General features: G+C 75.4%; 17 protein-coding genes. 11 read left to right on the top strand and 6 right to left on the bottom strand.

All coding sequences use genetic code 11. The annotated features are described in order from the left end of the window. Positions 1 to 32: 32 nt before the first annotated feature. The gene (locus tag ACFVGO_RS04255; RefSeq protein ID WP_380630815.1) at positions 33 to 2,756 is read right to left on the bottom strand and encodes a LuxR C-terminal-related transcriptional regulator; all 2,724 of its coding nucleotides are present in this window, start codon (positions 2,754 to 2,756) and stop codon (positions 33 to 35) included. 147 nt (positions 2,757 to 2,903) lie between these two features. Beyond that, positions 2,904 to 3,794 (bottom strand): YhjD/YihY/BrkB family envelope integrity protein, encoded by an 891-nt coding sequence (locus tag ACFVGO_RS04250; protein ID WP_359898277.1) that lies wholly within the window; start codon positions 3,792 to 3,794, stop codon positions 2,904 to 2,906. A 317-nt stretch (positions 3,795 to 4,111) separates the two neighbouring features. On the opposite strand from ACFVGO_RS04250, the gene ACFVGO_RS04245 reads away from it, so the two are divergent. Next, positions 4,112 to 5,737, top strand: coding sequence for an MFS transporter (locus tag ACFVGO_RS04245; RefSeq protein WP_359898276.1), 1,626 nt, complete (start codon positions 4,112 to 4,114; stop codon positions 5,735 to 5,737). Positions 5,738 to 5,815: 78 nt separating this feature from the next. Here the strand turns inward: ACFVGO_RS04245 and ACFVGO_RS04240 are convergent, their stop codons facing one another. Further along, a complete protein-coding gene (locus ACFVGO_RS04240) occupies positions 5,816 to 7,222 on the bottom strand; it encodes a DUF2252 domain-containing protein (RefSeq protein WP_380630814.1) in 1,407 nt (468 codons plus the stop codon). Further along, positions 7,219 to 7,572 carry a hypothetical protein gene (locus ACFVGO_RS04235; RefSeq protein ID WP_359898274.1) on the bottom strand — a complete coding sequence of 118 codons (354 nt, stop codon included), beginning with the start codon at positions 7,570 to 7,572 and terminating at the stop codon, positions 7,219 to 7,221. Before ACFVGO_RS04235 ends, ACFVGO_RS04240 begins: the two co-directional genes overlap by 4 nt. Positions 7,573 to 7,754: 182 nt before the next feature. Here ACFVGO_RS04235 and ACFVGO_RS04230 point away from each other — a divergent pair, with 182 nt between their 5' ends. Then, the gene (locus ACFVGO_RS04230) at positions 7,755 to 8,276 is read left to right on the top strand and encodes a hypothetical protein (RefSeq protein WP_359898273.1); all 522 of its coding nucleotides are present in this window, start codon (positions 7,755 to 7,757) and stop codon (positions 8,274 to 8,276) included. A 61-nt stretch (positions 8,277 to 8,337) separates the two neighbouring features. Here the strand turns inward: ACFVGO_RS04230 and ACFVGO_RS04225 are convergent, their stop codons facing one another. Together ACFVGO_RS04225 and ACFVGO_RS04220 are read right to left on the bottom strand one after the other, a co-directional pair. Then, entirely contained in the window at positions 8,338 to 8,637 is a 300-nt protein-coding gene (locus ACFVGO_RS04225; protein ID WP_359898272.1) for an SHOCT domain-containing protein, read from the bottom strand. A gap of 55 nt (positions 8,638 to 8,692) precedes the next feature. Next, on the bottom strand, positions 8,693 to 9,184 hold the full coding sequence (locus ACFVGO_RS04220; protein ID WP_380350829.1) for a DUF6325 family protein: 492 nt from the start codon (positions 9,182 to 9,184) through the stop codon (positions 8,693 to 8,695). A 396-nt stretch (positions 9,185 to 9,580) separates the two neighbouring features. Here ACFVGO_RS04220 and ACFVGO_RS04215 point away from each other — a divergent pair, with 396 nt between their 5' ends. The 9 genes from ACFVGO_RS04215 (at position 9,581) to ACFVGO_RS04175 (ending at position 26,948) form a co-directional block, all read left to right on the top strand. Continuing rightward, positions 9,581 to 10,888, top strand: a complete 1,308-nt coding sequence (locus tag ACFVGO_RS04215; RefSeq protein ID WP_380630813.1) for a hypothetical protein — start codon at positions 9,581 to 9,583, stop codon at positions 10,886 to 10,888. A 153-nt stretch (positions 10,889 to 11,041) separates the two neighbouring features. Then, a complete protein-coding gene (locus ACFVGO_RS04210) occupies positions 11,042 to 11,476 on the top strand; it encodes a hypothetical protein (protein ID WP_359898269.1) in 435 nt (144 codons plus the stop codon). 398 nt (positions 11,477 to 11,874) lie between these two features. Next, positions 11,875 to 13,149, top strand: a complete 1,275-nt coding sequence (locus tag ACFVGO_RS04205; RefSeq protein WP_359898268.1) for a helix-turn-helix domain-containing protein — start codon at positions 11,875 to 11,877, stop codon at positions 13,147 to 13,149. A gap of 164 nt (positions 13,150 to 13,313) precedes the next feature. Then, positions 13,314 to 13,757, top strand: coding sequence for a cobalamin-dependent protein (locus tag ACFVGO_RS04200; protein ID WP_359898267.1), 444 nt, complete (start codon positions 13,314 to 13,316; stop codon positions 13,755 to 13,757). Between the two features lie 41 nt (positions 13,758 to 13,798). Further along, positions 13,799 to 15,130: a methylaspartate mutase gene (locus tag ACFVGO_RS04195; protein WP_380350832.1), complete on the top strand. Its 1,332-nt coding sequence runs from the start codon at positions 13,799 to 13,801 to the stop codon at positions 15,128 to 15,130. Positions 15,131 to 15,292: 162 nt separating this feature from the next. After that, complete coding sequence (locus tag ACFVGO_RS04190) at positions 15,293 to 16,285, top strand: asparagine synthetase A (RefSeq protein ID WP_359898265.1); 993 nt, start codon at positions 15,293 to 15,295, stop codon at positions 16,283 to 16,285. A gap of 50 nt (positions 16,286 to 16,335) precedes the next feature. Further along, positions 16,336 to 17,580: a glutamate synthase-related protein gene (locus ACFVGO_RS04185; protein WP_359898340.1), complete on the top strand. Its 1,245-nt coding sequence runs from the start codon at positions 16,336 to 16,338 to the stop codon at positions 17,578 to 17,580. Positions 17,581 to 17,724: 144 nt separating this feature from the next. Continuing rightward, positions 17,725 to 22,464 carry an amino acid adenylation domain-containing protein gene (locus ACFVGO_RS04180; protein WP_380630812.1) on the top strand — a complete coding sequence of 1,580 codons (4,740 nt, stop codon included), beginning with the start codon at positions 17,725 to 17,727 and terminating at the stop codon, positions 22,462 to 22,464. A 32-nt stretch (positions 22,465 to 22,496) separates the two neighbouring features. Further along, the gene (locus ACFVGO_RS04175) at positions 22,497 to 26,948 is read left to right on the top strand and encodes an amino acid adenylation domain-containing protein (protein ID WP_380630811.1); all 4,452 of its coding nucleotides are present in this window, start codon (positions 22,497 to 22,499) and stop codon (positions 26,946 to 26,948) included. Position 26,949: the final 1 nt, after the last annotated feature.

Genomic DNA, 26,949 nt, shown 5'->3' with positions numbered 1-26,949 from the left:
CGCGGCCCGGCCGCCGCGGGGGCGGCACGGGGTCAGAGCAGGTCCAGTTCGCGCGCCCGGCGTACGGCCCGGTTGCGCCCGGTGACGGAGAGCTTCCGGTTGATGCTCTTGAGGTGCGTCTTGACGGTGTTCACCGAGAGGAACAGCCCGGCGGCGATCTCCTCCGTGGACAGCATCTGTGCCGCCAGTCTCAGGACGTCCAGTTCGCGGTCGCTCAGCGGTTCGACCAGGGCGTCGGCCGCGGCGGTGTCCCCGGACGCCCCGGCCGGGAGGCCGGGCAGGAGGTCGGCGGGCAGCCAGCCGTGGGAGTCCGCCAGTTCGGGCCGGGTGTGCAGCAGGTGCCGCAGCCACGGCCCGGCGTCCCGGAACGGCCGGCGCAGCCGCTCCGGCCGGGCGACCGCGAGGGCGCGGGCGAGCAGGCGCTGGGCCGCGGCCTCGTCGCCGAGGGCGAAGGCCGCCTGGGACCGGGCCAGCAGGACCCGTACGGTGATCGCGGGCCCGTGGCCGTCGCGCTCCGGGACCGCCTCCAGGATCCGCAGGGCGCCTCGGTTCTCCCCGGCGGCGAGGTGCGCCCGGGCGGTGGCGACGGCGTGTTCCGGACCGTCCGCGCCACTGCGCTCCAGCGCCTCCAGCGCGGCGGCCGGGTCCCCTTCGGCGAGGTGCCCGGCCGAGACGGCCACGGCCACCGCCTCCCGCACCCAGGGCGGCGGGGGGTCGGTGGCGGGACCGCCGTCCGCGAGCCCGCCGAGGAGGTCGAGGGCCGCGCGGGGGCGGCCCTCGGCCAGCAGCGTCCTCGCCCGGCCGGGGCCGATGCCCGTGGGGACGGCCGGGCTGGGTTCGGCCGCGTACGACCGGGCGGCCCCTTCGATCGCCGCCCGCGCGGTGGGCAGGTCGTCGCGGTCCACGGCGAGCGCGGCCAGCACGAGCTGACCGGCCCCCGTGCGGGATTCCGGGGACAGCCCGGAGCGTTCGGCCTCGGCCCCCGCCTTCCGCAGGTGGGCCTCCGCCGGCCCCGGCCTGCCCCGCAGCACGTCGATCAGGGCGAGTCGGGTGAGCGATTCGTGGCGCGGACAGGCCGTGGTGGGGTCGTCGGCCGCCTCGGTGGCGGCGGACAGGGCCGCGACGGCGGCGTCGAGGCTGCCCCTCCAGAGCAGCGCGGATCCGAGGTCGGCCAGCCGGAGCGCGGGAAGTTCCGGGTGCTCGCCGAGCAGCCCCGGCGGGACGTCCTCCTCCAGCCGCGCGGCCTCGACGGCGGCGGCCCGGGCCATGTCGGCCGAGCCGAGCAGCCGGCCCGCCAGCACCCGGAGGTGGGCCGCGCTGAGCAGGGCCGTCGGAACGTCCCCGGCATCGCGTTCGGACAGCAGCGTCTCGGCGCGCCGGAGGTGGTCGAGTCCGCGGTCCACGTCGTGGCGGGCGAGGTCGCGGGCCGCCCGGACCAGTTCCGGGGCGGGCCCCCGGGCGTCGGGCGCCATGTCGGCGAACAGGCGGTCGAGCCGGTCCGCGTCGCGGCCGGTGAACAGCCGTCCGATGGCCAGCCGGTCGACGACCTGCGTCGCGGCGAACTCCCAGTCACCGGCCGCGGCGGCGTGCACCAGCCCGTCGGTCAGGTGCCCGGCCGCGGTGAGCCAGCGGGCCGCCCTGCGGTGGAGCGCCCGGTCCAGCCCCGGGCTGCGTGCCGCCAGCTGGACGCGCAGGATCTCGGCGAACAGCGGGTGGCAGCGGTACCAGGAGTGGCCGACGGGTTCGACGAAGGTGTCGGCGCGCGCGAGGTCGGCGAGGATCCGCGCGCCGTCCGGCCGGCCGGTCAGGGCGTCGGCCAGCTCGGGGTGGATCCGGTCCAGGACGCTCGTGCGCAGGAGGAGGTCCTGGGTCTCGGCGGGCTGGGTGTCGAGGACCTCGGCGAGCAGGAAGTCCGCGACCGTGCTGCGGCAGGCCTCGAACTCCTTCAGGTACGCCTCGGGGTCGGCGGCGCCCTGGGCGGCGAGGGCGGACAGTCGCAGACCGGCGGCCCAGCCGCCGGTCCGCTCGGTCAGCGTCCGGACGGTTCCGGCGGAGAGGGCGAGGCCGTGCCGCCGCATCAGCGCGGCGGTCTCCCGCGGGCGGAAGGCCAGGTCGGCGGCCCGGATCTCGGTGGCGCAGCCGGAGGCGCGGTAGCGGTGGAGCGGCAGGCGCGGCTCCGTGCGGCCGATCAGGACCAGCCGCAGCCCCTGGCCCGCGTGGCCGAGCAGGAAGTGGAGTCCGGACGCCACCTCGGCGGACGACACCTGGTCGAACTCGTCGAGGACGAGGACCACGGGAGCCTCGCGGCGGCTCAGGTGGGCGGCCAGCCGGGCCAGCAGCGCGTGATCGACCTGGTCGGCCCGGGCGGGGGTGCCGATGTCGTCCGGCAGGGCGACGCCGTGGTGCCGGAGGGCTTCCAGCAGGTAGGCCCAGAAGACGCCCGGCGCGTTGTCCTCCCGTTCCGCGGTGAGCCAGACCGCGGAACCGCGCAGCCGCGTCGTGGCCAGCCAGTCGGCGACGAGCAGGGTCTTCCCGGCCCCCGCCGGGGCGTTCACCAGCAGGAGGGACGTCCGGAGACCGTCGCCGAGGCGCTCGGCCAGCCGCGGCCGGTGCACGAAGGTCCCCGGAACCGGGGGGACGGCGAAGCGGGCCGCGAGCACGGGGTTGCCGCCGGGTATCCGGGTCGGCCGGGCGGAGCGGTGTCGAGGTGCGTCCGCCGGAAGGACGGGGGAGTCGACGGCTGGGCTGAGGGGCATGGTGCTCACCTCAGGGTGGGGTACGGCGCATGGTGAGCGCGGATCGCTGACAGATCCCATCCTGGCCGACGCCGTCCGACCTGGCAAAGGGGCCTCCCGGCCCGCCGGCGGGGGCCGGCCGCCGCTTCGGGTCCCGTCCGGCGGCCCTCAGTCCTCGTCCGCCGGGGCCGGCTCCGGAGTCCCCAGGAGCCGGGCCAGCCGTCCCTGGCTCGCCACCACGTACCCGATGCCGATGCCGAGGGTGATGGCCGTGAACACCACGATGAGCCAGCTGAGCAGGGTGAAGACCAGGCCGAGCGGGCCGAACTGGGTCACGCTGCGGTTCAGCGAGCGGGGGACGTAGAGCCGCGACGCCCAGGCGAGCGTGGTCAGCGCGGCCCCGGTCAGCAGCGCCCCGGGCAGCAGCGGGAGCCAGGGGATCCGGCCGCCGAGCAGCAGGTGCTGGGTCCACCACCAGAGCAGCGTGGCGGTGACCAGGTAGAGCAGGACCCCGAGGCCGGTGCCCGCCCCGAACCCGGAGCGCACCTGGCCCTGGAGGATCAGGGCGGTCATCCAGACCAGGAGCCAGGCGAGCCACCGCCAGGCCGCCAGGCGCCCGGCGAGGTGGGGCAGGTACCAGCTCCGCTCGCACAGGCGCTGCAGGATGCGGCTGCAGCTGGTGGCCGAGAGCAGGGTCACCACGATCCCGATGACGCCGAAGGTGTCGGTGGTGGCCTCCTGGCCGCTGGGGTGGAGCGCCCCCTTGATCTCGTCGAGCGATGCCCCCTGGAGCCCCAGCACGGTGCGCAGGGACTCGGAGACGGTGTTGCGCACGTCCTGGGGCATGAAGGCGGCCAGCACGAACAGCACCGGGATGGCGGTGAGGAAGGTCTGGGCCGCGAGGCGGGTGGCCATGTCCAGGACCCGGAGGTGGAGCAGCTGGGCCGCGAGCCGGCGCAGGAACGGGACGTCGCGCAGGGTGGCCGTGTGCCCCCTCAGCCAGGCGGTCCTGGCGCGGAACCATGCGGCGCGGCCGGGCTCACCACGCTGTGCCGCCACCCCGGGCTCCCTCCGGTCGATGCCTGCCCCCGGTCCGTCGCGGCCCGTCGTCGGCCGAGCGCCGAGGACTCCAAGACTGGGCGACGGGACGGCGGGCGGCACCTCGGGCGGTCCGCCGTTCGGCGCAACCCGCGGGCACCGGCGCCCACCTGCCCCGGAGTACCCGGCGATCCGGTGGGACCGGGCCGCACGTCGGCGCGCCGCGGGGGACCACCGGCCGCGGCCGCCGCCCTCGACGGGCGACCCGGTCACGAGGGGGCGAGGGTACGAGGCAGGCGCGTACGAACCGCGTGGGCCGGTGGGCGGGAGGAGTCACGGTGAACCGCTGGAGAGCGCTGATCGTCCTGGGCATGGCGCAGTTCCTGATGGTGCTCGACGCGTCGGTGATGAACGTGTCCATCAGCCAGTTGGTCGAGGACTTCGACACCGAGGTCACGGCGATCCAGGCGGTGATCACGCTCTACACCCTGGTGATGGCGGCGTTCATGATCACCGGCGGCAAGCTCGGCGACATGTTCGGGCGCCGCCGGATGTTCATAGTGGGGCTGGTGGTCTACGCCGTGGGATCGGGGATCACGGCAGTGGCGCCCACCCTGGGGCTGCTGGCGCTCGGCTGGTCGGTGATCGAGGGGCTGGGCGCGGCGCTGGTGCTTCCGGCGCTGGCCGCGCTGGTGGCCGGCGCCTACCGGGGACGGGACCGCGCGACCGCCTACGGTGTCATCGGCGGCCTGTCCGGGGCGGGCATCGCCGTGGGGCCGCTGCTCGGCGGCTGGCTGACCACCTACCTGACGTGGCGGCTGGTCTTCGCCGGCGAGGTCGTCCTGGTGGTGGTCATCCTCTTCCTGATGCGCTGGATCGAGCGGCAACCGCCACCGGAGCACCACGAGCGGATCGACCTGGTCGGTGTGCTGCTGTCGGTGTCCGGGCTGGGGCTGGTGGTGCTGGCCGTGCTGCAGAGCAGCACCTGGGGCTGGCTCCAGCCGCGCGATCCGCCGTTCACCGTCCTCGGGTTCTCGCCGACGCTCTTCGCCGTCGCGCTCGGCGGGGTGCTCCTGGTGCTGTTCCGGTCCTGGGAACTGCGCCGGGAGCATCCGCTGGTCAGGTTCGCGCTGTTCCGCATCCCACCGCTGAGGTCCGGCCTGCTGATGCTCTTCAGCCAGAACCTGATCCTCCTCGGGCTGTTCTTCGTCATCCCGCTCTACCTCCAGGCCGTCCAGGGCCAGAACGCCTTCCAGACCGGTCTGCGGCTGCTGCCGGTGTCGATCACGATGCTCGCCGCCTCCATGTCCGGCCCGCTGCTCACCCGCTTCGCCTCGCCGAGGACGGTGGTGCGGATCGGGCTGCTGGTGCTGTTCGCCTCGTCACTGTGGCTGGTGGGCACCGTGCAGCCGGAGCTCGACGACCTGTCGTTCGCGCTGGCGATGGCCGCCCTGGGGACCGGCATGGGACTGCTCGCCTCGCAACTGGGCAACGTGGTGCAGTCGAGCGTCGGGGAGGAGGACCGCAGCGAGGTCGGCGGGCTGCAGTACACCGCGCAGAACCTCGGCTCGTCCCTGGGCACCGCGCTGATCGGCGCCATCCTGATCGGCGCCCTGACGGTGGCGTTCGGCAACGCCGTGGCCGGGCACCCGGAGATCTCCGGCGCCGTGAAGCAGCAGGCGGGCATCAGGATCGAGGCGGGCGTCACCTTCGTGCCCGCGGACCAGCTCGCCACCGCGCTCGCGCAGACCGCCGTCCCGCCGCAGGAGGCGACCGCCATTGTCGACTCCTACCGCGCGGCCCAGCTCGACGGCCTCAAGGTGTCGCTGCTGGCGGCCGCCGCGATCACGCTCACCGGCTTCGCCTTCACCGGTCACCTGCCCGCCCGGCGGGCGCCGGGCGGGCGCGGGCCGGAGCGCGGGGGCGAGCCGACGGGCGAGAATGAGGGGACGGCCGGGGCGTAGGGCCGCACCGGATCCCCGCTCGGGGCTCGCCCGTGGACGCCGACGCCGACGCCGGCCGCCCCGCCCTCCGGGGGCGGCTCACACCCCGGGCCGGGCGGTGATCCGGCCGCTGTCGATCGCGGCGGTGAGCGCGGCGTGGTCGGCGCCGGTCAGGTCGGCGTAGGTGAGGGCGAAGTCGGCGATGGCACGGTCGAAGACGTCGCCGGAACCGAGGTACGCCGCGATGGCGACGCGGTCCCCGGTGCGGGCGTGTCCGCGGGCGAGGGTGCGGCCGCACAGCTCGGCGTACCCGTCCAGCAGGTCCTTGGGCATGCCCTCGATGACGGCGGAGCCCTTCATGTCGCGCAGCTGGCGCCAGTAGAAGTGGCGGCCGGCGGGGCCGGTGGCCCAGCCGAGGAAGATGTCGCTGACGGCCTGGAGACGGCGCTGGCCGGCGACCACCCGCCGGCCCTGGTGCCGGTGGGCGCTGGGCGCGAGGTGCGGTTCCAGCACGGACCGTTCGGCCTCCTTCACCTGGAGGAACAGCGGTTCGCCGGTGGCGCGGGCGCGGAACAGGCCGATGTGGCAGCGGGTGCCCACGCTGCCCACGCCGACCACCTTGCGGGCCGCGTCGATCAGCTCGAAGCGGTCGAGCAGCGCCGCCCGCTCCTCCGGCAGGGTGTCCCGGTAGTCCAGGAGGATCTGCTGCAGGCGGGGCAGGTCGTCGCGGTCTATCGGCTCCAGCAGCGGCGGGTCGGCGACGATCCGGGGTTCGCCGTCCGGGCCGGGCTCGGTGAGTTTGGCCAGGGCCTGCAGGCTGGTGCGCGAGCGTGCCTTGGCGATCGTGGTCCGCACCCGCTTGCGGTACTTCGACGCCTGGATCAGCGGCAGGAGTTCGGCGGTGTCCACCCGTTCGTACCAGACGTCGAGTTCACCGAGGCCGGCGAGCCGTCGCATGGCGAGCCGGTACGCCCGGGCGGACGAGAGCGCCACGGCGCGGGCGGACCCGTCGGACTCCCCGTTCTCGCGCGCGGCCACGGCGATGCTGGCGGCCAGGCGTTTGACGTCCCACTCGAAGGGGCCGGGCAGCGTCTCGTCGAAGTCGTTGAGGTCGAAGAGCAGGGCGCGCTCCGGCGAGGCGAAGAGCCCGAAGTTGCACAGGTGGGCGTCCCCGCAGAGCTGGACGGTGAGGCCGGTGTTCGGGGCGGCGGCGAGGTCCGCGGCCATGATGGCGGGCGCGCCGCGCAGGAAGGCGAACCGGGAGGCCGCCATCCGGCCGTAGCGGATCGGTACGAGCTCCGGGACGCGGGTGGCGGCCTGGGCCTCCAGGACGTCGACGGGGTCCGCGCGGTCCGGCCCGGGGGTCCAGGCCCCGTGGGCCGAGCGCGGCACGGTCCGGCGGGCCCGCCGCCCCGCCGAGACCGGGTCGGCGGCCGGCGGGTCCACCCGCTCGCCGTCGTCGGCTCCCGGGGGCCGGCCGGGTGCCCCGGTCGGTGCCGACGTCATGCCCGCACCTGCCCGTGCGTCGCGTGGGTGGCCTGTCTGATCGTCTCGACGACGTGCGCGACGGCGTGTGCCATCGTGCCGGTCAGGACGAACAGGAGGCTGATGAGGATCCAGCCGCTCTTCTCCTTGACGTCGAGGTCGGCGGGGTGCACGGGGCGGGCGGGCGTGGGCGCGCGCTGCGGCGCGGGGCGCAGGAGTTCCCTCGCGATCGCGGCGATGCCGGACAGCGCGTGGCCGATCGCGCCGGCCATGAGCATCGAGATGCCGAGCACGATCCATCCGACGCGTCCGAGCTCGTCGGGTGAGGTCGTGGTGGTGGGACGTGACGCCTGGTGGTGGCTACCGAGCACGGGGCTCGCCTCCTTGCGGGGGGAGGGGAGGGAAACATCCTTCCCTCACGCTAGGGGCGGTGGCCGGAGCCCGGGTCACCCGGGGTGGGTGACCGCGGCCGTGCCGGAACCCGCGGTGCGGGTGATGATGGCCGCGACGGACCCCATCGGCCGTCTCCGCGGCGATGACGGGAGCAGGCTTCGTGACAACGGCCCGCGGTCGTACCCCCGCCCCGCGCGACCCGGCCCGGGGCGGAATCCGGAAGCGGACCGACTACGCCGGAGCGGTGTACGGCTCGATGCTCGCCGCCTCCGTGATCGCGGCCTCCAGCCTCACCGAACCGCACCCCCGGCTGTCGCTCATCCTGCTGCTGGTGATCACCGGGATCGTGTTCTGGATCGCGCACGTCTACGCGCTGGTGGCCGGGGAGCGAGAGGCCGGCCGCCAGGTCGCCTGGAGCCAGGTGCGCGAGGTCGGCCGGCACGAGTGGCCGCTGGTGGAGGCGTCGGCGCTGCCCGCCCTGGCGGTGCTGGTCAGCCCGTGGCTGGGGGCGGGGGAGAACGCCTGGCTCGCCCTCGGCGTCGCCGTGGCGCAGCAGGTGGCCTGGGCGACGCTGGGCGCCCGCCGGGCGGGCGCCTCGCCGGGCCAGATCGCCGCCGAGGGGGTGGTCAACCTGCTCCTCGGCCTGGTCATCGTGGCGGCCAAGGTCGCCGTCGGGCACTGAACCACCCGCGGCGGGTGAGGCCGCCGCCGTGCCGACGGTGCTCAGTGCCGTGCCGACGGTGTCAGCCGGCCAGCAGCCGCTGCTTCTGCGTGGCGAACTCCTCCTCGGTGAGGACTCCCTGGTCCTTCAGCTGCGCCAGCTGCTGCAGCTGGGAGATCTTCGCGTCCATCCCCGTCGGGGCGGGCGCGGCGGGTGCGGCGGGTGCGGCGGGAGCCGGCGGCGGGGGCGGCGGCGCGGGTTCGGCCACCACCTCCTGTTGCGCCCAACGGCCCGCCTGGCGGCGGGACACCCGGTTGGACACGGCGGTCGCCGTTCCGGCGACGACGGCGGTGCGCGCGACACCGCGCAGCAGTCCAGGCATGACGCGTACTCCTCTCGGTGGCTTCAGGTCACAGTGGCTTCGTGTCTCGGCGAGTTCACGTCCCGGAGGCGGAGCCGCCCGGCGCGTCCGTCAGGTCGCTCCCGCCGGCACCGTCCAGCTCGTCCAGCGAGTGCAGCAGCTCCGGCATCGGCACCCGGCCACTGGCGACCACCCGGGCACCGCCCCGGCGCAGGGCCGTGGCGAACGGGGCGGCCCAGGTGTTCTCGTAGATGAGCACACCGGCCGAGTTGCCGGGCTCGATGACCCCGGCGGCCTCGCTCAGGTCGCCGGCGTCGAGCAGTCCCGACCCGGCGCCCTCGAAGACGGCCAGGTCCAGTCGGCCGTCGCCGTCGAAATCGGCGATCTCCATGCCGGTGACGGTGCCGTCGGCGTCCTTGCGCACGAACGCGAAGTCCAGGATGCGGATCACATTCCGGTCCACCAGGTCGACCAGCAGCGGGAGCGCTTCCCCGGTCATCCGGTTGCCGGGGAACTCGACCACCACGTAGTCGATGGGCCCGGTCTCGGCGAGGACGTCCTCGGCCATGGCGGTGCTCCTTTCGGGGGAGTCCCTCGCCCGTCCCGGCGGGCCGGGCGCTGGTACCGACCGTACGGGCCGCCGACGCGCCGGCGGATCACCTGCCCGGGGTGAGGCGGCGGCCCGGTGCCGGGCACGCCCCGGACCCCGGCCGGAGGGCGGGCGGCCGCGTCGCGCTCCTCGTCCGGGTGGCCCAGCCCGGGGTGCCGGGCGGGGGCCCCTGCGGCGTGAATGGTGTCCAGCGGCGCCGTGGCCGCGCAGCGAATGCCGGGAGGGCCGTTGAACGGGCCGAGTGAACCCCAGCCGTCCGAGCCCCCGACGGGCGGGCCGGTGAACGGAGGCGCCACCGCGGGGCCCCGGCACCCCTCCCGGGCGGGCCGGATCGTCAGGAGCACCGTCTCGGCCGTGCTGATCACGCTGACCTGCATCCTGGTTCCGGTCTCGCTGCTCACCGTCTGGGTGCACGACATCGCGCTGGACACCGACCGGTACGTCAGCACGGTCGCGCCGCTGGCCACGAACCCCGCGGTCCAGGACGCCGCGGTCAAGCGGATCACCCAGGCGGTGGACGTGAAGGTGGACGGCCCGCAGGTCGCCTCCGACCTGGCCTCCTGGCTGCAGTCGCAGGGCCTGCCGCCCCGGGCCGCGTCCGCCGTCAAGTCGCTGGGGCCCAAGATCGACGACGCGGTGGACCAGGTGGTCTCCAAGGCGGCGACCAAGGTCGTGCGGAGCGACGCCTTCGACACCGTCTGGACCCAGGCGAACCGCGCCGCCCACACGGCCGTGGTCCAGGCCCTGACCGGACACGGCCGCGGCGCGGTCGGAGTCAGCGACGGCACGGTCACCCTCGACGTCGGGAAGGCCGTGGACCAGCTGAAGGACCAGCTGGTGGCCGCGGGTCTGACACCGGCCGAGAAGATCCCGGACGTGAACAAGCAACTGGTGCTGTTCCAGTCCGACAAGCTGGCCAAGGTCCGCGGGGCCGCGCACGCGCTGGACGTGCTGGGCAACTGGCTGCCGGTGATCACCGTGGTGATCGGTCTGGTCGGCGTCCTGCTGGCCCGGCGCCGGCGCCGGGCCCTGGTGTCCACGGCGCTCGGCGCGGCGGGGGCCGGCCTGGTGGTGGCGATCGCCCTGGTGATCGCCCGGCACTACTACCTCGACCACCTGCCGCCCGCCGTGCAGTCCCGGGATGCCGCGGCCGCGGTCTTCGACACGCTGCTGAGGTTCCTGAAGGTCAGCCTGCGCACCCTCATCGTCCTGGGCGTGGTGGTCGCGCTCGGCGCCTACCTCTCCGGGGCGGGACGGCTGCCGCGGGCCGTGCGCGGCGGGGCCGACCACGCCGCGGACTCGGTCGCCGGCTGGAGCGGCGCGCACGGCGTGCACACCGGACGGGCCGGAACCTGGACCGACGCCCACCGCCGCTGGCTCGCCCTCGCGGCGCTGCTGATCGTGGCCCTGGTGTTCGCCCTCTGGAACCACCCGACGGTGCTGACCGTGCTGCTGCTCGTCCTGGTGCTCCTCGTGGTCCTCGCCGTCCTGGCCCTGCTCGCCGCCTCCGGACGGGTCGCCGGCCCGGGACGGGGCGGTGCGCCCGGCGGGTTCGACGCGCCCGGAGGGGGCGGGGTCGGTGCGCCCGGAGGCGGCGGGGCGTCCGGAGGGGGTGGCGCTTCCGGAGGCGGCGGCGCCGAGAACCCCCGGGAGGAGGGCTGACGGGGCTCCACCAGGGCCGTCCGGGCCGCGGCCGCGGCCGGTACGACGCCACGACAGGACGGGGATCCGGTTCTACCGTGAACGTAGGACTTCTGTTCCACCCTCCCGCCTACCGCGGTCCGCGAGGCGGTTGCCATCGAAGGAGTCACCGTCATGACGAGCAGCGTCAGTGGAGTCGGCAGCAGCCAGATCCCCCAGCCCCAGCACCACCCATACGCGTCCGGGTGGACCATCTTCGCGGGGGTCATGCTGATCACCGGCGGTCTCATGGCGGTCTTCGAGGGGATCTCCGCCATCGCCAAGGACGACCTGGTCGTCGTCACCCGCAACTACGCGTACTCGCTGAACAGCGCGGGCTGGGGGTGGATCCACCTCATCATCGGCGTCCTGATCGTCGTGGCGGGCGTGGCGGTCTTCAGCGGCGCCCTCTGGGCCCGGATCTTCGGTGTCGCCCTCGCCGGCCTGGGAATGATCGCCAACTTCCTGTGGCTGCCCTACTACCCGGCGTGGGCGATCGTCCTGATCGCGATCGACGCCCTCGTGATCTGGGGGCTGTGCCACGGCGGCCTCAAGGCGGCGGCCGAGTGACCTCCGAGCAGGCCCGTCCCTGACCGCGCCACCGGCCCGGATCCCGGCATCCGCCGAGGTCCGGGCCTTCGCGTGCGCACCGGGAGGATCGGTGCCGCCCCGCCGCGGCCGTCCCGGCCGGGGCCCTGGTCCGGCCCGGACGGGCGGCGGGACGGCCTGTGAGGCCCGGGTGAAGGTCGTGGGTGGGGCCGGTGATCGGCCGTTGATCGGGCGTAGACGGCGAGCCAGGAGCATCGGGAACCGGAGGGAGCCGGTCGGAGGCCACAGCCTGATCGCCGGGTCCCGTACGGCCGGACCACGGGCCGTGCGGGCGCCCGGAGCTGAGGCCGCCACCGGTCCCGACGCCAGGAGGAGTCCGGACCACGAAGGGCAGACGAGGCATGGACGGCGGGCAGTCGGTGCAAGCGGTGAGAACGGCGGCGGGCTTCGGCGAGCTGCTGCGGCTACGGCGCGAGCGGGTCGGGCTGACCCAGCAGTGCCTGGCCGATCACGCGACCCTGAGCGTGCGGGCGATCCGGGACATGGAGAGCGGCCGGGTGCGCCGGCCCCGCAACGAGACCGTCCGGCTGCTGGCGGACGCGCTGCGGCTGGAGGGCCGCAGCCGGACGGACTTCGAGGAGACCGCCCGCCGGCACCCGCTCGCGGACGAGCCGGTGGCCGAGCCGGCCGCCCCGCCGGTGGCCCGCGGGGCGATCGTCGGCCGGGACATGGAGGCCGAGGTGCTGGCCGACGCCTTCGCCGTGCACGGGGACCGGCTGGTCTCGCTGGTGGGCCTGGGCGGGGTCGGCAAGACCCGGCTCGCCCTGGAGGTGGCCCGCCGGCTGCACCTGGCCGTCCGCTGGTCGGTGCGCTGGGTGGACTGCGGCGGCGGCCCGCACCCCTGGCGCGCGCCGCTGGACGACCTCGCCCGGAACATCGGCGAGCGGCCCGCCCTGCTGGTGCTGGACGGCGCCGACGGCGGGGTGGACGCCGGGCAGCTGGACGGGCTGTTCCACCGCTGCCCCGGGCTGCGGGTGCTGATCACCGCCCGGGAGGCCCGGCCGCTGCCCGGGGGACAGGTCATCCCGCTCGCGCCGCTGCCCGTCCCGGCCCCCGAGCTCGACGCCGAACCGGAGGCGCTGGCGCAGGTCGGGGCCGTCCGGCTGCTGCTCTCGCACCTGTGCCGGCTGCGCCCCGGCTACACCCTGGAGCGCTCCGAGGCGCCCGCCGTCGCGGAGCTCTGCCGCCGCCTGGACGGCCTGCCGGGCGCGCTGGAGCGCGCGGCGGGGTGGGCGCTGGTGCAGTCCACCTCCCAGCTGGTGGCCGGGCTGGCGGTCGTCCCGTTCACGCTGGCGGCGCCGCCCGTGGTGTTCGGGGCGCGCGGTGACCTGCGGGACGAGGTGGAGCCGGCGATCCGGCGCCTGACGGAACGCCAGCGCGCCCTGCTGGAGGTGCTCGTGGACGAGCCGGGGGACTGGTCGGGGGAGGACGCGGTGGTCCGCAGCGGCTGGACGCTGCAGGCCTGCCTGGCCACGGTGCACGAGCTGCTGTCGCGCGGGCTGATCCGCAGCGTGCCCGCCCGGGACGGCGTGCGCTTCACGGTGCTCAACCTGTGCCGGCGCCTCGTCCGGGAGGAGCCCGGGATCCGGCTGGGGCCGGCGGGGGACGGCCCGCTGCTGGCCGTCGCGGGCTGACCGCGAGGCGTCGAACGGCTGCCGATTCTGCCGATTCTGCCGCTTAATGCCGCAGGAGCTGCCGCTTGCCGGGCCCGATCGTTCCTAGCGTTCTCCGTGGGGCCGGACCGCCGCGGGAACGCGCCGGAACGCCATCGAGGATCTCTACCGATGAGGGCTGAGTCGTGGAGCACGGAAACGCCGAACAGAACGGTCTGGACGTCGTCGTGACGACGACGGCCTCGGATTCGCACACCTGGAACCTGGTCTTCCTCCAGTTCCTGCTGGAGGAGACGGGCCACCGGGTGACGAATCTGGGCGCGTGCGTCCCGGACGCGCTGCTGATCTCCGAATGCCGCCGGATCGAACCGGACCTGATCGTGATCAGCAGCGTCAACGGGCACGGCTTCCAGGAGGGCCTGCGGGTGATCGAGGCCCTCCGCGCCTGCCCGGAACTGCGGCGCACCCCGACCGTCATCGGCGGCAAGCTCGGCATCGCCGGGGCCGACGACCCCGACCGCGAGCGGACGCTGCTGGCGGCCGGCTTCGACGCGGTCTTCGAGGAGGGCGCCGCGGTGGCCGGGTTCCGCGAGTTCGTCGGCGGGCTGCGCTCCGGGGTCCTGCTGTGACGGATCCTGTGGTGACGGGCCCCGCCGCGACGGATGCCGCGGTGACGGGCCCCGCTGCGGCGGGTCCCGCCCGGGCGGGCTTCGGCGCGTTCGTGGCGCAGGCCGCCGAGGCCGGCGCCCTGGTGGTCCAGCCCCGGATGGGCATGGCGCGGGCGGCCGTGATGCGGGAGGGCCTGCTCGCCACCCGGGGGGCGGCCGCCGTCACCGTCGGCACCATCACCCTGGACAGCTACACCCGCACCGGCGACCTCGACGCCGCGCGGCGCGCCCTGGCCGCCGGCGCGGGCCTCAACGGCTACCCGATCGTCACCCACCCGGTCGAGGTCACCCGGGAGGTGCTGCGCGGGGTGGCGGACGCGGGCTTCCCGGTGCAGGTCCGGCACGGCTCGGCCGCGCCGGAGCGGATCGTCGAGGCGCTGCTGGCGGCCGGCCTGGACGCCACCGAGGGCGGACCGGTCTCCTACTGCCTGCCGTACGGCCGCACCCCGCTGCACGAGGCGGTGGCGCGCTGGCGGCGCAGCTGCGAAATCCTCGCCTCCGCCCGGGAGTTCGGCGCCGAGCCGCACCTGGAGACGTTCGGCGGCTGCATGATGGGACAGCTCTGCCCGCCCTCGCTGCTGATCGCCATCAGTGTGCTGGAGGCGCTGTTCTTCCGTCAGAACGGGCTGCGCAGCATCTCGCTCAGCTACGCCCAGCAGGCCAACGCCCGCCAGGACGAGGAGGCGCTGGCCGCGCTCGGCCGGATCGCGGGGGAGCTGCTCGCGGACGTCGACCGGCACCTCGTGGTGTACGCGTACATGGGCGTGTACCCGCTCTCGCCCGGCGGCGCGCGGCTGCTGCTGGAGGACGCGGCGCGGCTCGCGGTGCGCGGCGGCGCGGCCCGGCTGATCGTCAAGACCACGGCCGAGGCGCACCGCATCCCGACCGTCGCCGAGAACGTCCGGGCGCTGGAGACCGCGGCCGCGGCCGCCGCGGCGGAGCGGGGCCGGCCACGACCCGCCGCCGTGCCGGACACCGGGATCGAGGCCGAGGCCAGGGCGCTGATCGGCGCGGTGCTCGACCTGGACGCCGACGTCGGGCGGGCTCTGGTGCGGGCGTTCGCGGCCGGCTACCTGGACGTGCCGTACTGCCTGCACCCCGACAACGCCGGGCGAACGGGCAGTTCGCTGGGCCCGGACGGCCGGCTGCACTGGTCCGGCGTCGGCTCGATGCCGATCGCGGGGCTCGTCGAGCGCGGCCGGGCGCCGATCCTCGGCTCGGCCGGGCTGCTGGCCGCCCTCTCCCACGTCCGGCGCGGCTACGACGGCCGGGCCGAGTACGCGGCCGCCGCCGCGGCTGCGTCCGCCGCCCGGGGCCTGCCCGTGGCGCGCTGAGCCGCCCGCCGGGTCGCGAAGCCCGGCCCGCCCGCCCGCCGCTCCAGCACCCCCGCCCGCCCGTCGTTCAAGCACCCCCGCCCGCCCGCCGCTCCACCACCGACGACCGCCCGCGCCTTTGACGGCGGGCCACGGACCACCCGAGAGAACAGGACCCCGACCATGCCCGACACCACGCCCCGGCCCCCGGTCGATCCGGGCCGGCACCTGACCGCCCCGACCACCCGCAGCGCCCTGCGGATCCAGCAGCAACTGCTCGCCGCCGCCCGCGAGTTCCTGCGCGGCCGGGGCTTCACCGAGCTGCTGCCGCCGATCATCGGCCCGGTCACCGACCCCGGTGCGCGCGGCTCCAAGCAGGTGGACATCGACTTCTACGGCCACCGCTACAAGCTGATGACCAGCGCGATCCTGTACAAGCAGGCCTCGCTGCTCGCCTTCGACAAGATCTTCTGCATCGCCCCGAACGTCCGGCTGGAGCCGCTGGAGACCGCCGGGACGAGCCGGCACCTGGCCGAGTTCCACCAGCTGGACGTGGAGGTCGCCGGCGCGAGCCGGGACGACGCCGTCCAGCTGGCCGAGGAGCTGGTGGTGCACATGGTCGACAGCACGGTGCGCGAGCTGCCCAAGGAGTTCGCCGAACTCGGCCGGGACCCGCAGGCCTTCGCCGAGCTCCTGAAGGGCTCGTTCGGCCGCGTCCGGCACGCCGAGGCGGTCGCCGAACTGCGCGGCATCGGCCACCCGCAGAGCCTGGACGCCGAACTCGACTGGGAGGGCGAGGCACTGCTGTCGGACCGGCGCGACCGGCCGTTCTTCGTCACCGACTACCCGAAGGGCTCGCGCGGCTTCTACGACCGCGAGCACCCGGAGGACCCGGGCCTGCTGCGGAACTTCGACCTGCTCGCGCCCGAGGGCTACGGCGAGCTGTGCAGCGGAAGCCAGCGCACCAACGACTACGCGGAGATCGTCACCCGGATGCGGGAGACCGGCGAGAACCCGCAGAAGTACCGCTGGTACCTGGACCTGGTGCGCGAGGGCGTGCCGGCCAGCGCGGGCTTCGGCATCGGGGTGGAGCGGCTCACCCGGTACGTCGCCGGGCTGGACGCCGTCTGGCAGGCCAGCGCGTTCCCCAAGGTCGCCGGGGTGGTGTCACCGTGAGGGAGCACAGCGAGCTCACCGTCGAGCGGAGCGGGGCGGGCGCCGCCGCCGTGAAGGACCTGACCGCGCCCGGCTTTCCGGAGGAGGAGGTCCGGCGGCGGGCCCGCGTCGGGGCGGCCGCGGCGTTCCCGCCCGCCGAGGAGTACGGGCGGGTGCTGTTCGGCGCCGGCCGGCCCGGGGAGCCCGCGCCGAACGACGCGCTCGACGCCCTGCGGATCGTCCCGCCGCTGTTCCTGCCGCAGCGGCTCGCCAAGCTGATCGACCTCGGCCGCGAACCCGACTACCGGGATGTCGAACTCGCCACCGCCATCGGCGGGTTCGCCTCGGCGCTGCCGGTCTACGTGTCCGCGACCGGCTCCACCCGGGCGGCCGGCGGCGACCTCGGGCTGGCCCTGAGCCGGCAGGCCGGGGCGCTCGGGATCCCGATGGTGATCGGCGAGAACGTGGTGCCGGTCAACGGCTACGGCCGGCTCGGCGAGGCGGCCGACCGCACCCTGCTCGGCCGGCTGCGCGCCTACGGCGAGCAACTCCCGGACGGGCTGGGCGGCGTGGCCGTGCAGCAGAGCACCGAGGACGCCGACGCCGAGGTGTGGAACCTCGTCCACAGCGATCCGGCCGCCCTGCCGCTGCTCGAATCCGGGCGGCTGGCCTTCGAGTTGAAGGTCGGCCAGGGGGCCAAGCCGGGTCTGGGCGGGATGACCGTGCTGGACGCGGAAGCCGCCGCCGCGCTCGGCGACCGCTTCGGGCTGGACCCGCTGTTCGGCGACGGCCGGGTGCTGCGCGCCGCCACCCCGGGCACCTTCACCGCGGAGATCCTGCGCCAGCAGATCCGGCTGATGCGCAACAACTACCCGCGGGTGCGGATCTGGGTGAAGCTCTACCCCGGCCGGGACGTGGCCGAGGCCGCCCGGGTGGCGCACGAGGCCGGGGCGGACGCCGTCGTGGTGGACGGCGCCGAGGGCGGCACCGGCTGGGCGCCGGGGGTGTTCCTGCCGCACGTCGGCCTGCCGCTCGCGGAGTGCCTGCGCCGGCTGGCGGCCGCGCCGCCGCCCTCCCTGCTGGTCTCCGGGCGGATCTGGGAAGGCGCCCGGGCGGTCAAGAGCCTGGCGCTGGGGGCCCGTGCGGTGGGCCTCGGACGGGCGGCGCTGCTCGCCGTCGCGGAGGACCGGGAATCCGGTCTGCGCCGTTTCGCGGAATGCCTGGCGCTGGAACTCCGGCTGCTGATCAGTTCGCTCGGGAAATATTCCCCCGAGGCCCTGGACGGGGCGGACGTCTGGTCCCCCGAGAATTCCTGAAACACCCTCGGCCGGTAGCCCTGGCCTGCCTGGAAAGCGGCATGATGAAACTGCCGATTTCCTTCCGCTCATTCTGCCGATAGGGCCGTCGAATTCCCCCTATCGTCGCTTTCGTCGCCGATTTCTCTCACGATCTGGGGTTGGATGATGTCCTCGCGCGGTTTCCCCACCGAATTCACGGCGCCCGGTTTCGCGCCGTTCGCCTCCGCCGTCGCCCGCTTCCCGGAGCGGCCGGCCGTCCGGGCCGGCGGCCGGACGGTCGGCTACCGGGAGCTGGACGGCCTGACCGCCGCCCTGGCCGCCCGGCTCGCCCCCGGCCGGACGGTCGCCGTGACCGGCCGCGACCGGCTGGACCACGTGGTCGCGCTGCTCGCGGCGCTGCGGGCCGGCGCCACCTACCTGCCGCTGGACGGGGAGGCCCCCGAGGAGCGCAACCGCTGGATCGCCGAGGACGCCGGGGCCCATCTCGCCCTGAACGGCGAGGAGCTCACCGAGATCGGCGCAGGGGCGGGCGGGAACGCCGGCGCCGGCTACGTCATCTACACCTCCGGCACCACCGGCCGCCCCAAGGGCGTGCACGTTCCGCTCGCCGCCCTGGCCGGCCACCTGGCCGGTGTCGTCGAGACCTTCGGCCTGACCGAGCGGGACGTGGTGCTGCAGTTCGCCCGTCCGACCGTGGACGTGGCCGTCGAGCAGGTGCTCGGCGCGCTGTCCGCCGGGGCCTGCCTGGTCCTGCCGGAGCAGCGGCTCCTGGCCCCGGCCGCGCTGCTGGACCTGCTGGACGCCGAGGGCGTCACCGTCGCCAACCTGGCCGCGGGCTACTTCCAGGACGTGGTGGCGGCCCTGGGCGACCGGGTGCCGCGCACCCTGCGGCTGATGATCTCCGGCAGTGACAAGCTGGAGCCCGCCACCGCCGCCGCCTGGTGGTCGGCGACCGGGGTGCCGCTGCTGAACGCCTACGGCCCGACCGAGACCGTGGTCACCGCCACCACCCACCGGCTCGACGGCACGCCGGAGCAGCCAGCCGCCCGGGTGCCGATCGGCACCGGGGTCGGCGCGCGCCGCCTCCACGTGCTGGACGGGCGGCTGCGGCCGGTGCCGCCCGGCGAGGCGGGCGAACTGTACGTCGGGGGGCCGCTGCTGGCCTCCGGCTACCTCGGTCGTCCCGGCCTCACCGCCGGCCGCTTCGTCGCCGACCCGTTCGCGGCGGCCGACGGGGCCCGCGGGGCCCGGATGTACCGCACCGGCGACCTGGTGCGCCGCACCGCCGAGGACGGCCCGCTGGAGTTCCTCGGCCGCGGCGACCACCAGGTGAAGATCCGCGGCTTCCGGGTCGAGCCGGGCGAGATCGAGCAGGTGCTGGCCGGTCACCCCGGTGTCACCGGCTGCGTCGTGGTGGCGCACGAGGGCCGGCTCGCCGCGTACGTCACCGGCGCCGCGCCGGGGTACGCCGAGGCCCGGGCCTGGCTGGCCGAGCGGCTGCCCGAGCACATGGTCCCGGCGACGCTCACCGCGCTGGACGCCTTCCCGCTGACGGCCGGCGGCAAGGTGGACCGCGGGGCGCTGCCCGAGCCGCGGACCGTGCCGCAGGGCAAGCCGGCCGGCCGCCCGCCGCGCACCCCCGCCGAGCAGCTGATCGCGGCGGTCTGGGCGGACGTGCTCGGGGTGCCGGAGGTCGGCGCCGACGACAACTTCTTCCACCTGGGCGGCGATTCGCTGACGGCCGTGCGGGTGGTGGGCCGGGTCTTCGACGTCTTCGGCATGGTGTCGCCGTACACCATCTTCGACGCGCCGACGCTGGCCGAGTTCGCCGCCGCGGTGACCTCCGCGTCCGGCGGCGCGCGCCCGGGCCCGGTCCGCTCCGGCGCCGCCCACGCCCCGCTGTCCAAGTTCCAGCGCGGGCTGTGGTTCCTCGACCAGTGGAACCCGGACGCGCCGACCTACGTGGTGCCCTGGGTGTTCCGCTTCTCCGGGCCGGTCGACCCCGAGCTGCTGCGGCGGGCACTGGCCGGGGTGGTCGAGCGGCACGAGAGCCTGCGGACGACCTTCGAGCTCGCCGAGGACGGTCCGCGCCAGGTCGTCCACCCCTTCGTGGAGCTGCCGTTCACGCTCACCGAGACCACCGCCGAGCAGGTGGACGCCCTGGTCGCCGAGGCCGCGCTGGAGCCCTTCGACCTGGAGCGGGGGCCGCTGGTGCGGGCCCGGGTCTTCCGGGCCGACGGGGCGACCACGCTGCTGCTGCTCCTGCACCACATCGTCTGGGACGAGGGCTCGCTGGCCGTGCTGGAGGCCGAACTCCAGGAGCTGTACGCCGCCTCGGCCGAGGGCCGGCCCGCCGAGCTGCCGGAGCTCGCCGTCCAGTACGGCGACTACGCCGCCTGGCAGTACCAGGACGACACCGCCGAGCGGCAACTGGACTACTGGCGCGAGCAGTTGCGCGACGCGCCGACCGCCGGCGCGCTGGTGCCGGACCGGCCCCGGCCCGAGGAGCAGGCCTTCCGCGGCGCCTTCCACCGCTTCGCGATGCCCGGCCCGGTGGCCGAGGCCGTCCGGGCGCTCGCCCGCAGCGAGGACGCCACCCCGTTCATGGTGCTGCTGGCCGGGCTGGCCCTCACCCTGCACCGCCGGTCCGGGCAGCGCGACCTGGTGCTCGGCTCGCCGGTGAACGTCCGCGGCCGGGCCGAACTCGACGGCCTGATCGGCTACTTCGTCAACCTGCTGCCGCTGCGGCTGAAGCTGGAGGAGGGCGCCTCCTTCCGCGACCTGGTCCGGCACGTGCGCGAGGTGTCGATCGGCGGCTACCGCCACCAGGAGGTGTCCTTCGACGACATCGCGGGCGCCGTGCTCGACGAGCGCCCCGAGGACCGCAACCCGCTCTGCCAGGTGCTGCTGGAGCTGCACCCGCTGGACCCCCGGCCGTTCACGGTCGGCGGGCACGAGGTCACCCGGGCCCTGCACTCCAACCCGGTCTCCCGCTTCGACCTGTCCGTCTCGGTGGACGACCTGGGCACCGGCTTCACCGGCCGCTTCGAGTACGACAGCGACCTCTTCGCCCCGGACACCATGGCCGGCCTGTGCGAGGAGTGGCTGGGCACCCTGGCCGCCGCCGTCGAGGTGCCGGTGCACGCCCTGTTCGAGGCGCGGGCCGCCCGCGACCCGCGGGCCGTCGCCCTGATCTCCGGCGAACGGACCGTCGGCTACGGCGAGTTGAACACCGCCGCGAACCGGCTCGCCCGGCACCTGACGGGCCTCGGCATCGGACGCGGCGACACCGTCGCGGTGCTGGCCGAGCGCGGGCCCGAGCTGGTCGTCGCCCTGCTGGCGGCCCTCAAGGCCGGCGCCGCCTACACCCTGCTCGACCCGGACTTCCCGGCCGAGCGGCTGGCCGGGGCGGTCGCCGACACCGGCGCCGCCACGGTGGTCACCCACCGGCACGCCGCCGTGCCCTTCCCGGTCGGGCGGCAGGTGGACCTGGACGCCTCGGCCGCCGAACTCGCCCGGTACGCGGGGCACGACCTCGGCCTGCCGGTCGGGGGCGCCGACCTCGCCTGCGTGATGTTCACCTCCGGCTCCACCGGCCGCCCCAAGGGCGTCGCCGTCCCGCACCGCGCGCTCACCACCACCTACCTCGGCCAGGACTACGCCCGCTTCGGCCCCGAGGAGGTCTGGCTGCAGTGCTCGCCGGTCTCCTGGGACGCCTTCGCCCTGGAGCTGTACGGCGCGCTCTGCTTCGGCGGTGCCTGCGTCCTCCAGCCCGGCCGGCGCCCGGACCCGCAGACCATCGCCGAGCTGACCCGCCGCCACGGCGTCACCCAGCTCCAGCTCTCCGCCAGCCTGTTCAACTTCCTGCTGGAGGAGTTCCCGGAGACCTACGACGGCCTCAAGCTGGCCTTCACCGCCGGCGAGCGGGCCTCCGTCACCCATGTGGCCAAGGCCCTGGAGGCCTACCCGGGCCTGGCGGTGGCCAACGGCTACGGCCCGGTGGAGAGCCTCGGCCTGACCACCTGCCACCGGGTCGGCCCCGCCGACACCGCCGGTGCCTCCGTCCCGATCGGCGTCCCGCTGAACGGCAAGGGCGTCCTCGTCCTGGACGAGCGGCTGCGCCCCGTCGAGCCCGGCACGACCGGCGAGCTGTACGCCACCGGCGGCGGTCTCGCCCACGGCTACCTCGGCCGGCCAGGCCTCACCGCAGAACGCTTCGTCGCCTCCCCGTACGGCGCCCCCGGCGAGCGCCTCTACCGCACCGGGGACCTCGGCCACCTCAACGCCGAGGGCCTGCTGGAGGTCACCGGCCGGATCGACGACCAGGTGAAGATCCGCGGCTTCCGGGTCGAGCCCGGCGAGATCGAGGACGCGCTCACCCGCCACCCGGCCGTCCGGGAGGCCGCCGTCGCCGTCCACGAGCCCGCCCCGGGCGACCGCAGGCTCGCCGCCTACGTGACCGTCGCCGCCGGCGCCCCCGCCCCGGACGCGCTGCTCGACCACCTGGCCGCCCTGCTGCCCGAGCACATGGTGCCCGCGACCCTCGACGTCCTGGACGCCCTGCCGCTCAACCACAACGGCAAGGTGGACCGCAAGGCGCTGCCCGCCCCGGCCGGCCGCCGGGCCGCCGACGCCACGGGGGCCGTCGACGGCTCCGGGACGACCGGGGCCGCCGACCCGCTGACCGAGGCCGAACGCCTGGTCGCCGAGGCGATGCGCGAGGTCCTCGACCTCGCCGAGGTCGGCCGCGAGGACAACTTCTTCCGGATCGGCGGCAACTCGCTGGCCGCCGTCCGGGTCGCGATGCGGCTGTCCCGGGAGACCGGCAGCCGCGTCCCCCCGCAACTGGTGTTCCGGGCCCGGACCGTGAGCGCCATCGCCGAACGGCTGGCCGCCCGATGACGGGCCGCACCGCACACGAAGGGAACGAGGCCGTGAGCCCGTCCGACCGCCCGGCGCGCACCGCGCCCGTCTCGGGGCTGCAGCGCGGCCTCTGGTTCCTCGACCGCCTCGACCCGCGGGCCGTCACCTACTGCACCCCCTGGACCCTCGACGTCACCGGCCCGCTCGACCTCGCCCTGCTCCAGCGCGCGCTGGACGCCGTCACGGCCCGGCACGAGACGCTGCGCACCACCTTCGCGCTGCACCCCGACGGCCCCCGCCAGCAGGTGCACCACCGCCTCGCCGTGCCGCTCGCGGTGACCGACCTGCGCCCGCTGAGCGGCCCCGGGCAGGAGGAGCGCCTGGAGGACCTGCTCACCGCCCGCTGCGCCGAGCCCTTCGACCTGGCCGCCGGCCCGCTGCTGCGCGCCGAGGCCTTCCGGCTCGCCGACGAGCGCACCACGGTGCTGTTCACCGTCCACCACATCGTCTGGGACGGCTGGTCCGCCGAAGTCTTCGAACGCGAGCTCGCCGAGCTGTACGGCGCGGCGGTGCGGGGCGGGCAGGCCCGGCTGCCGGAGCTGACCGTGCAGTACGCCGACTGCGCCGAGGAGGAGCTCGGCACCTCCTACGAGGAGCACCTGACCTACTGGAAGCAGCAGCTGGACGGCGCCCCCGCCCTGCTGGAGCTGCCCACCGACCGGCCCCGGCCCGCCGAGCGCGGAGCGGCCGGCCGGACCGAGGAGTTCGGCCTCGCGCCCGGGACGGCGGCGCGGGTCCGCGCGCTGGCCGAGGCGGAGGGCGTCACCCCGTTCACCGTCCAGCTGGCCGCCTTCGCCCTGCTGCTGAACCGCTGGACCGGCGCCGACGACCTGGTGGTCGGCACCCCCGTCACCACCCGGGACCGCCCCGAACTGGAGCACCTGCTCGGCTACTTCGTGAACCTGCTGCCGCTGCGCCTGCGGCTCGCGCCGGCGCTGGGCTTCCGGGACCTGCTGGAGCACGTCCAGGACGTCGCCTTCGAGGCGTACGGCTACCTCGACCTGCCCTTCGACCAGATCGTCGACCGGCTCGGCGCCGCCCGCAGCGCCCAGCACCCGCCGCTGGTCCAGGTGGTGTTCGGCGCCCACGGCGAGGACCGCAGCCCGCTGGCGCTCGGCCCGGCGGCCACCGCCCGCAGCCGGGTGCGCTCCAACGGCACCAGCAAGTTCGACCTCACCTGGTCCGTGTTCGACGGCGGGGACGCCGGGGGCGAGCTGCGCGGCGAGGCCGAGTACCGCAGCGAGCTGTTCGACCCGCAGACCGTCCGCCGGCTGGCCGCCGAGTACGACGCCCTGCTCACCGCGGCCCTGGACGACCCCGACGCCACCGTGCTGCGGCTGACCACCCGCCCCGTGGACGCGGGCACGGCCACCGACACCCCCGGCCACTGCCTGCACCACCTGTTCGAGCGGGCCGCCGACGCCCACCCCGACCGGCCCGCCGTCAGCGACCCCGACCGCACCCTGAGCTACGCCGAACTGGACCGCCGGGCCAACCGCCTCGCGCACGCCCTGCGCGCCCGCGGCGCCGGCCCCGGCGACCGGATCGGCATGCTGCTGGAGCGCACCGCCGACGTCCTGGTCACCGTCCTCGGCGTGCTCAAGACCGGCGCCGCCTACGTGCCCGTCGACCTGGCCGCCCCCGCCGACCGGGCCGCCCTGGTCTTCGGCGACACCGGCGTCGCCCTGGTGGTCACCGACCGCCCGGACCTGGTGCCCGACGGCCCCTGGCAGGCCTACGACCTGAGCGCCGGGGCCGCCGACCTGGCCGCCCGGCCGGACACCCGCCCGCCGGCCGCCGGCCGCCCCGGCGACGTCGCCTACGTCATCTTCACCTCCGGCTCCACCGGCCGCCCCAAGGGCGTCGCCGTCGCCCACGAGCACGTCAGCCGGCTGATGGCGGACGGCGAGCGGCACTTCGGCTTCGGCCCGCAGGAGACCTGGACGCTCTTCCACAGCTACGCCTTCGACTGGACGGTGTGGGAGATGTGGGGCGCCCTGCTGCACGGCGCCCGCCTGGTCGTCGTCCCGTACGTGACCAGCCGCTCGCCCGAGGAGTTCGCCCAGCTGCTGGAGGAGGAGGGCGTCACCCGCCTCTGCCTCACCCCCTCGGCGCTGCGCCAGCTGGAGCCGGTGCTGCGCCGCAGCCCGCGCGCCCTGCCCGCGCTGAAGTGGATCATGCTCGGCGGGGAGGCGCTGGACCCGGCCGTCGTCCAGCGCTGGTTCGAACTCGACCCGCCGCCCCCGGCCCGGCTCTGCAACCTGTACGGCATCACCGAGACCACCGTCCACGTCACCACCCACGACCTGGCCGGCAGCGCGGGCTTCGAACGCAGCCTGATCGGCACGCCCATGCCGCACCTGAGCGCCCAGGTCCTGGACGACTGGCTGCGGCCGGTGCCGCCCGGCGCGGCCGGCGAGCTGTACATCGGCGGCGGCAGCCTCGCCCACGGCTACTGGGGCCGCCCCGGCCTCACCGCCGGGCGCTTCGTCGCCGACCCGTACGGCCCGCCCGGGGCCCGGCTCTACCGCACCGGCGACGTCGCCCGGCGGCTGCCCGGCGGCGGACTGGAGTACATCGGGCGCGCCGACTTCCAGGTCAAACTGCGCGGCTTCCGGATCGAGCTCGGCGAGATCGAGAACGCCCTCGCCGCCCACCCGGACGTCGACGCCTGCGTCGTCACCGTGCACGAGGACCGCCTCGCCGCGTACGTCACCGGACGCGAGCCCGCCGACGTCCGCGCCTTCCTCGGCCGCTCGCTGCCCCCGTACATGGTCCCGGCGACCTTCACCGTGCTGGAGTCGCTGCCGCTCACCGTCAACGGCAAGGTGGACCGCGCCGCCCTGCCCGCCCCCGGACAGCGCAGCGCCGCCGCCGCGGGCCGCCACGTCGAGCCGCGCACCCCGGAGGAGGAGGCCTTCGCCGCCGTCTGGACGGAGGTCCTCGGGGTGGACGGCATCGGCGTCCACGACGACTTCTTCCACCTCGGCGGCGACTCCATCCGGGCCGTCCAGCTGGCCGGCGCGCTGCACGAGCGCGGCTGGGGGCTGAGCCTGCGCGACGTCTTCAACGCCCCCACCGTCGCCGCCCTGCTGCCGCTGGCGAAGCCCGTCACCGAGGACCCGGACGCCCACGAGCCGTTCGCCCTGATCACCCCGGAGGACCGCGCCGACCTGCCGCCCGGCGTCGTCGACGCCTACCCGATGGTGTCCATGCAGCTCTCCATGGTCTTCCACATGGAGATCGCCGGCGGCACCGACAGCTACCACAACGTCAACTCCTACCGGATCTCCGGCGACCTCGACGAACAGGCCTTCCGCCGCTCCGTCGCCGAGGCCCTGGACCGCCACGCCGTGCTGCGCACCGGCCTGGACCTGTCCGGCTACGGCGAACCGCTGCAGCTCGTCCACGGCCGGCTGCCCGCCCCCGTCGAGTTCGCCGACCTGCGCGGCGCGGCCGAAGCGGACCAGGACACCGCGATCCGCGAGGTGTTCGACACCCACCGGTGGACGCCCTTCGACCTCACCGCCCCGCCGCTGTTCCGGATCACCGTGCAGCGCCTGGCCGAGGACGCCTTCCAGCTCACCGTCTCCGAGCACCACGCGATCCTCGACGGCTGGAGCTTCACCTCGCTGCTCACCGAGATCCTGGAGCGCCACGGCGCCCTCGCCGCCGATCCGCTCGGCGCGCCCACCCCGCCGCCGCGCACCGCCTTCCGCGACTTCGTGGCCGTCGAACGGCAGGCCGCCCGGGACGAGCGCTCGCTCGGCTACTGGCGCGAGCGGCTGTCCGGCGTCAGCGGCCAGCTGTTCCCCGGCAGCGAGTCCGTGCACGAGGCGCCGCGCACCGTCGAACGGGTGCTGCCCGAGGCGCCCGACCAGCTGCGGACCGTCGCCGACGCGCTCGGCGTGCCGGTCAAGTCGGTCGCGCTCGCCGCCCACCTGCACGCCCTCGCCGCCGTCACCGGGAAGCCGCGCGTCACCACCGGCCTGGCCGTCAACGGCCGGCTGGAACGGCTCGGCGGCACCGAGGTGTACGGGCTGTTCCTCAACACCGTCCCGCTGAGCTGCGAGCCCACCGGCGACCTGCTCGCCCTGGTCCGCGAGGTCCACCGGGAGGAGCTGGACATGATGCCGCACCGCCGGGTGCCCTTCGCCCGGCTCGCCCGGCTGATGACCGACACCGCGCTGGACAGCCAGTTCGGCTACCTGCGCTTCCACGCCCTCGGCCGGCTCAGCTCGGCCCGCATCGTGGACGGCCGGATCGGCACCGAGCCGACCCTGCGCCACGAACCCAACAGCTTCGCCTTCGGCGCCTCGGTGATCCAGGACCCGGTCACCCAGCGGGTGCTGCTCGCGGTGGACCACCAGCGCTCGCTGGTCACCGACAGCACCGCCGAGCAGTTCATCGACACCTACGCCACCGCCCTGCACACCATGGCCGCCGCCGCCCGAGACCTCTGAG

This window comes from Kitasatospora sp. NPDC057738 (assembly GCF_042798815.1).
Classification (GTDB): Bacteria; Actinomycetota; Actinomycetes; order Streptomycetales; family Streptomycetaceae; genus Kitasatospora; species Kitasatospora lactacystinica.
Note: the sequence above shows the minus strand (reverse complement) of the source record. Positions and strands in the feature narration are given on the sequence as shown.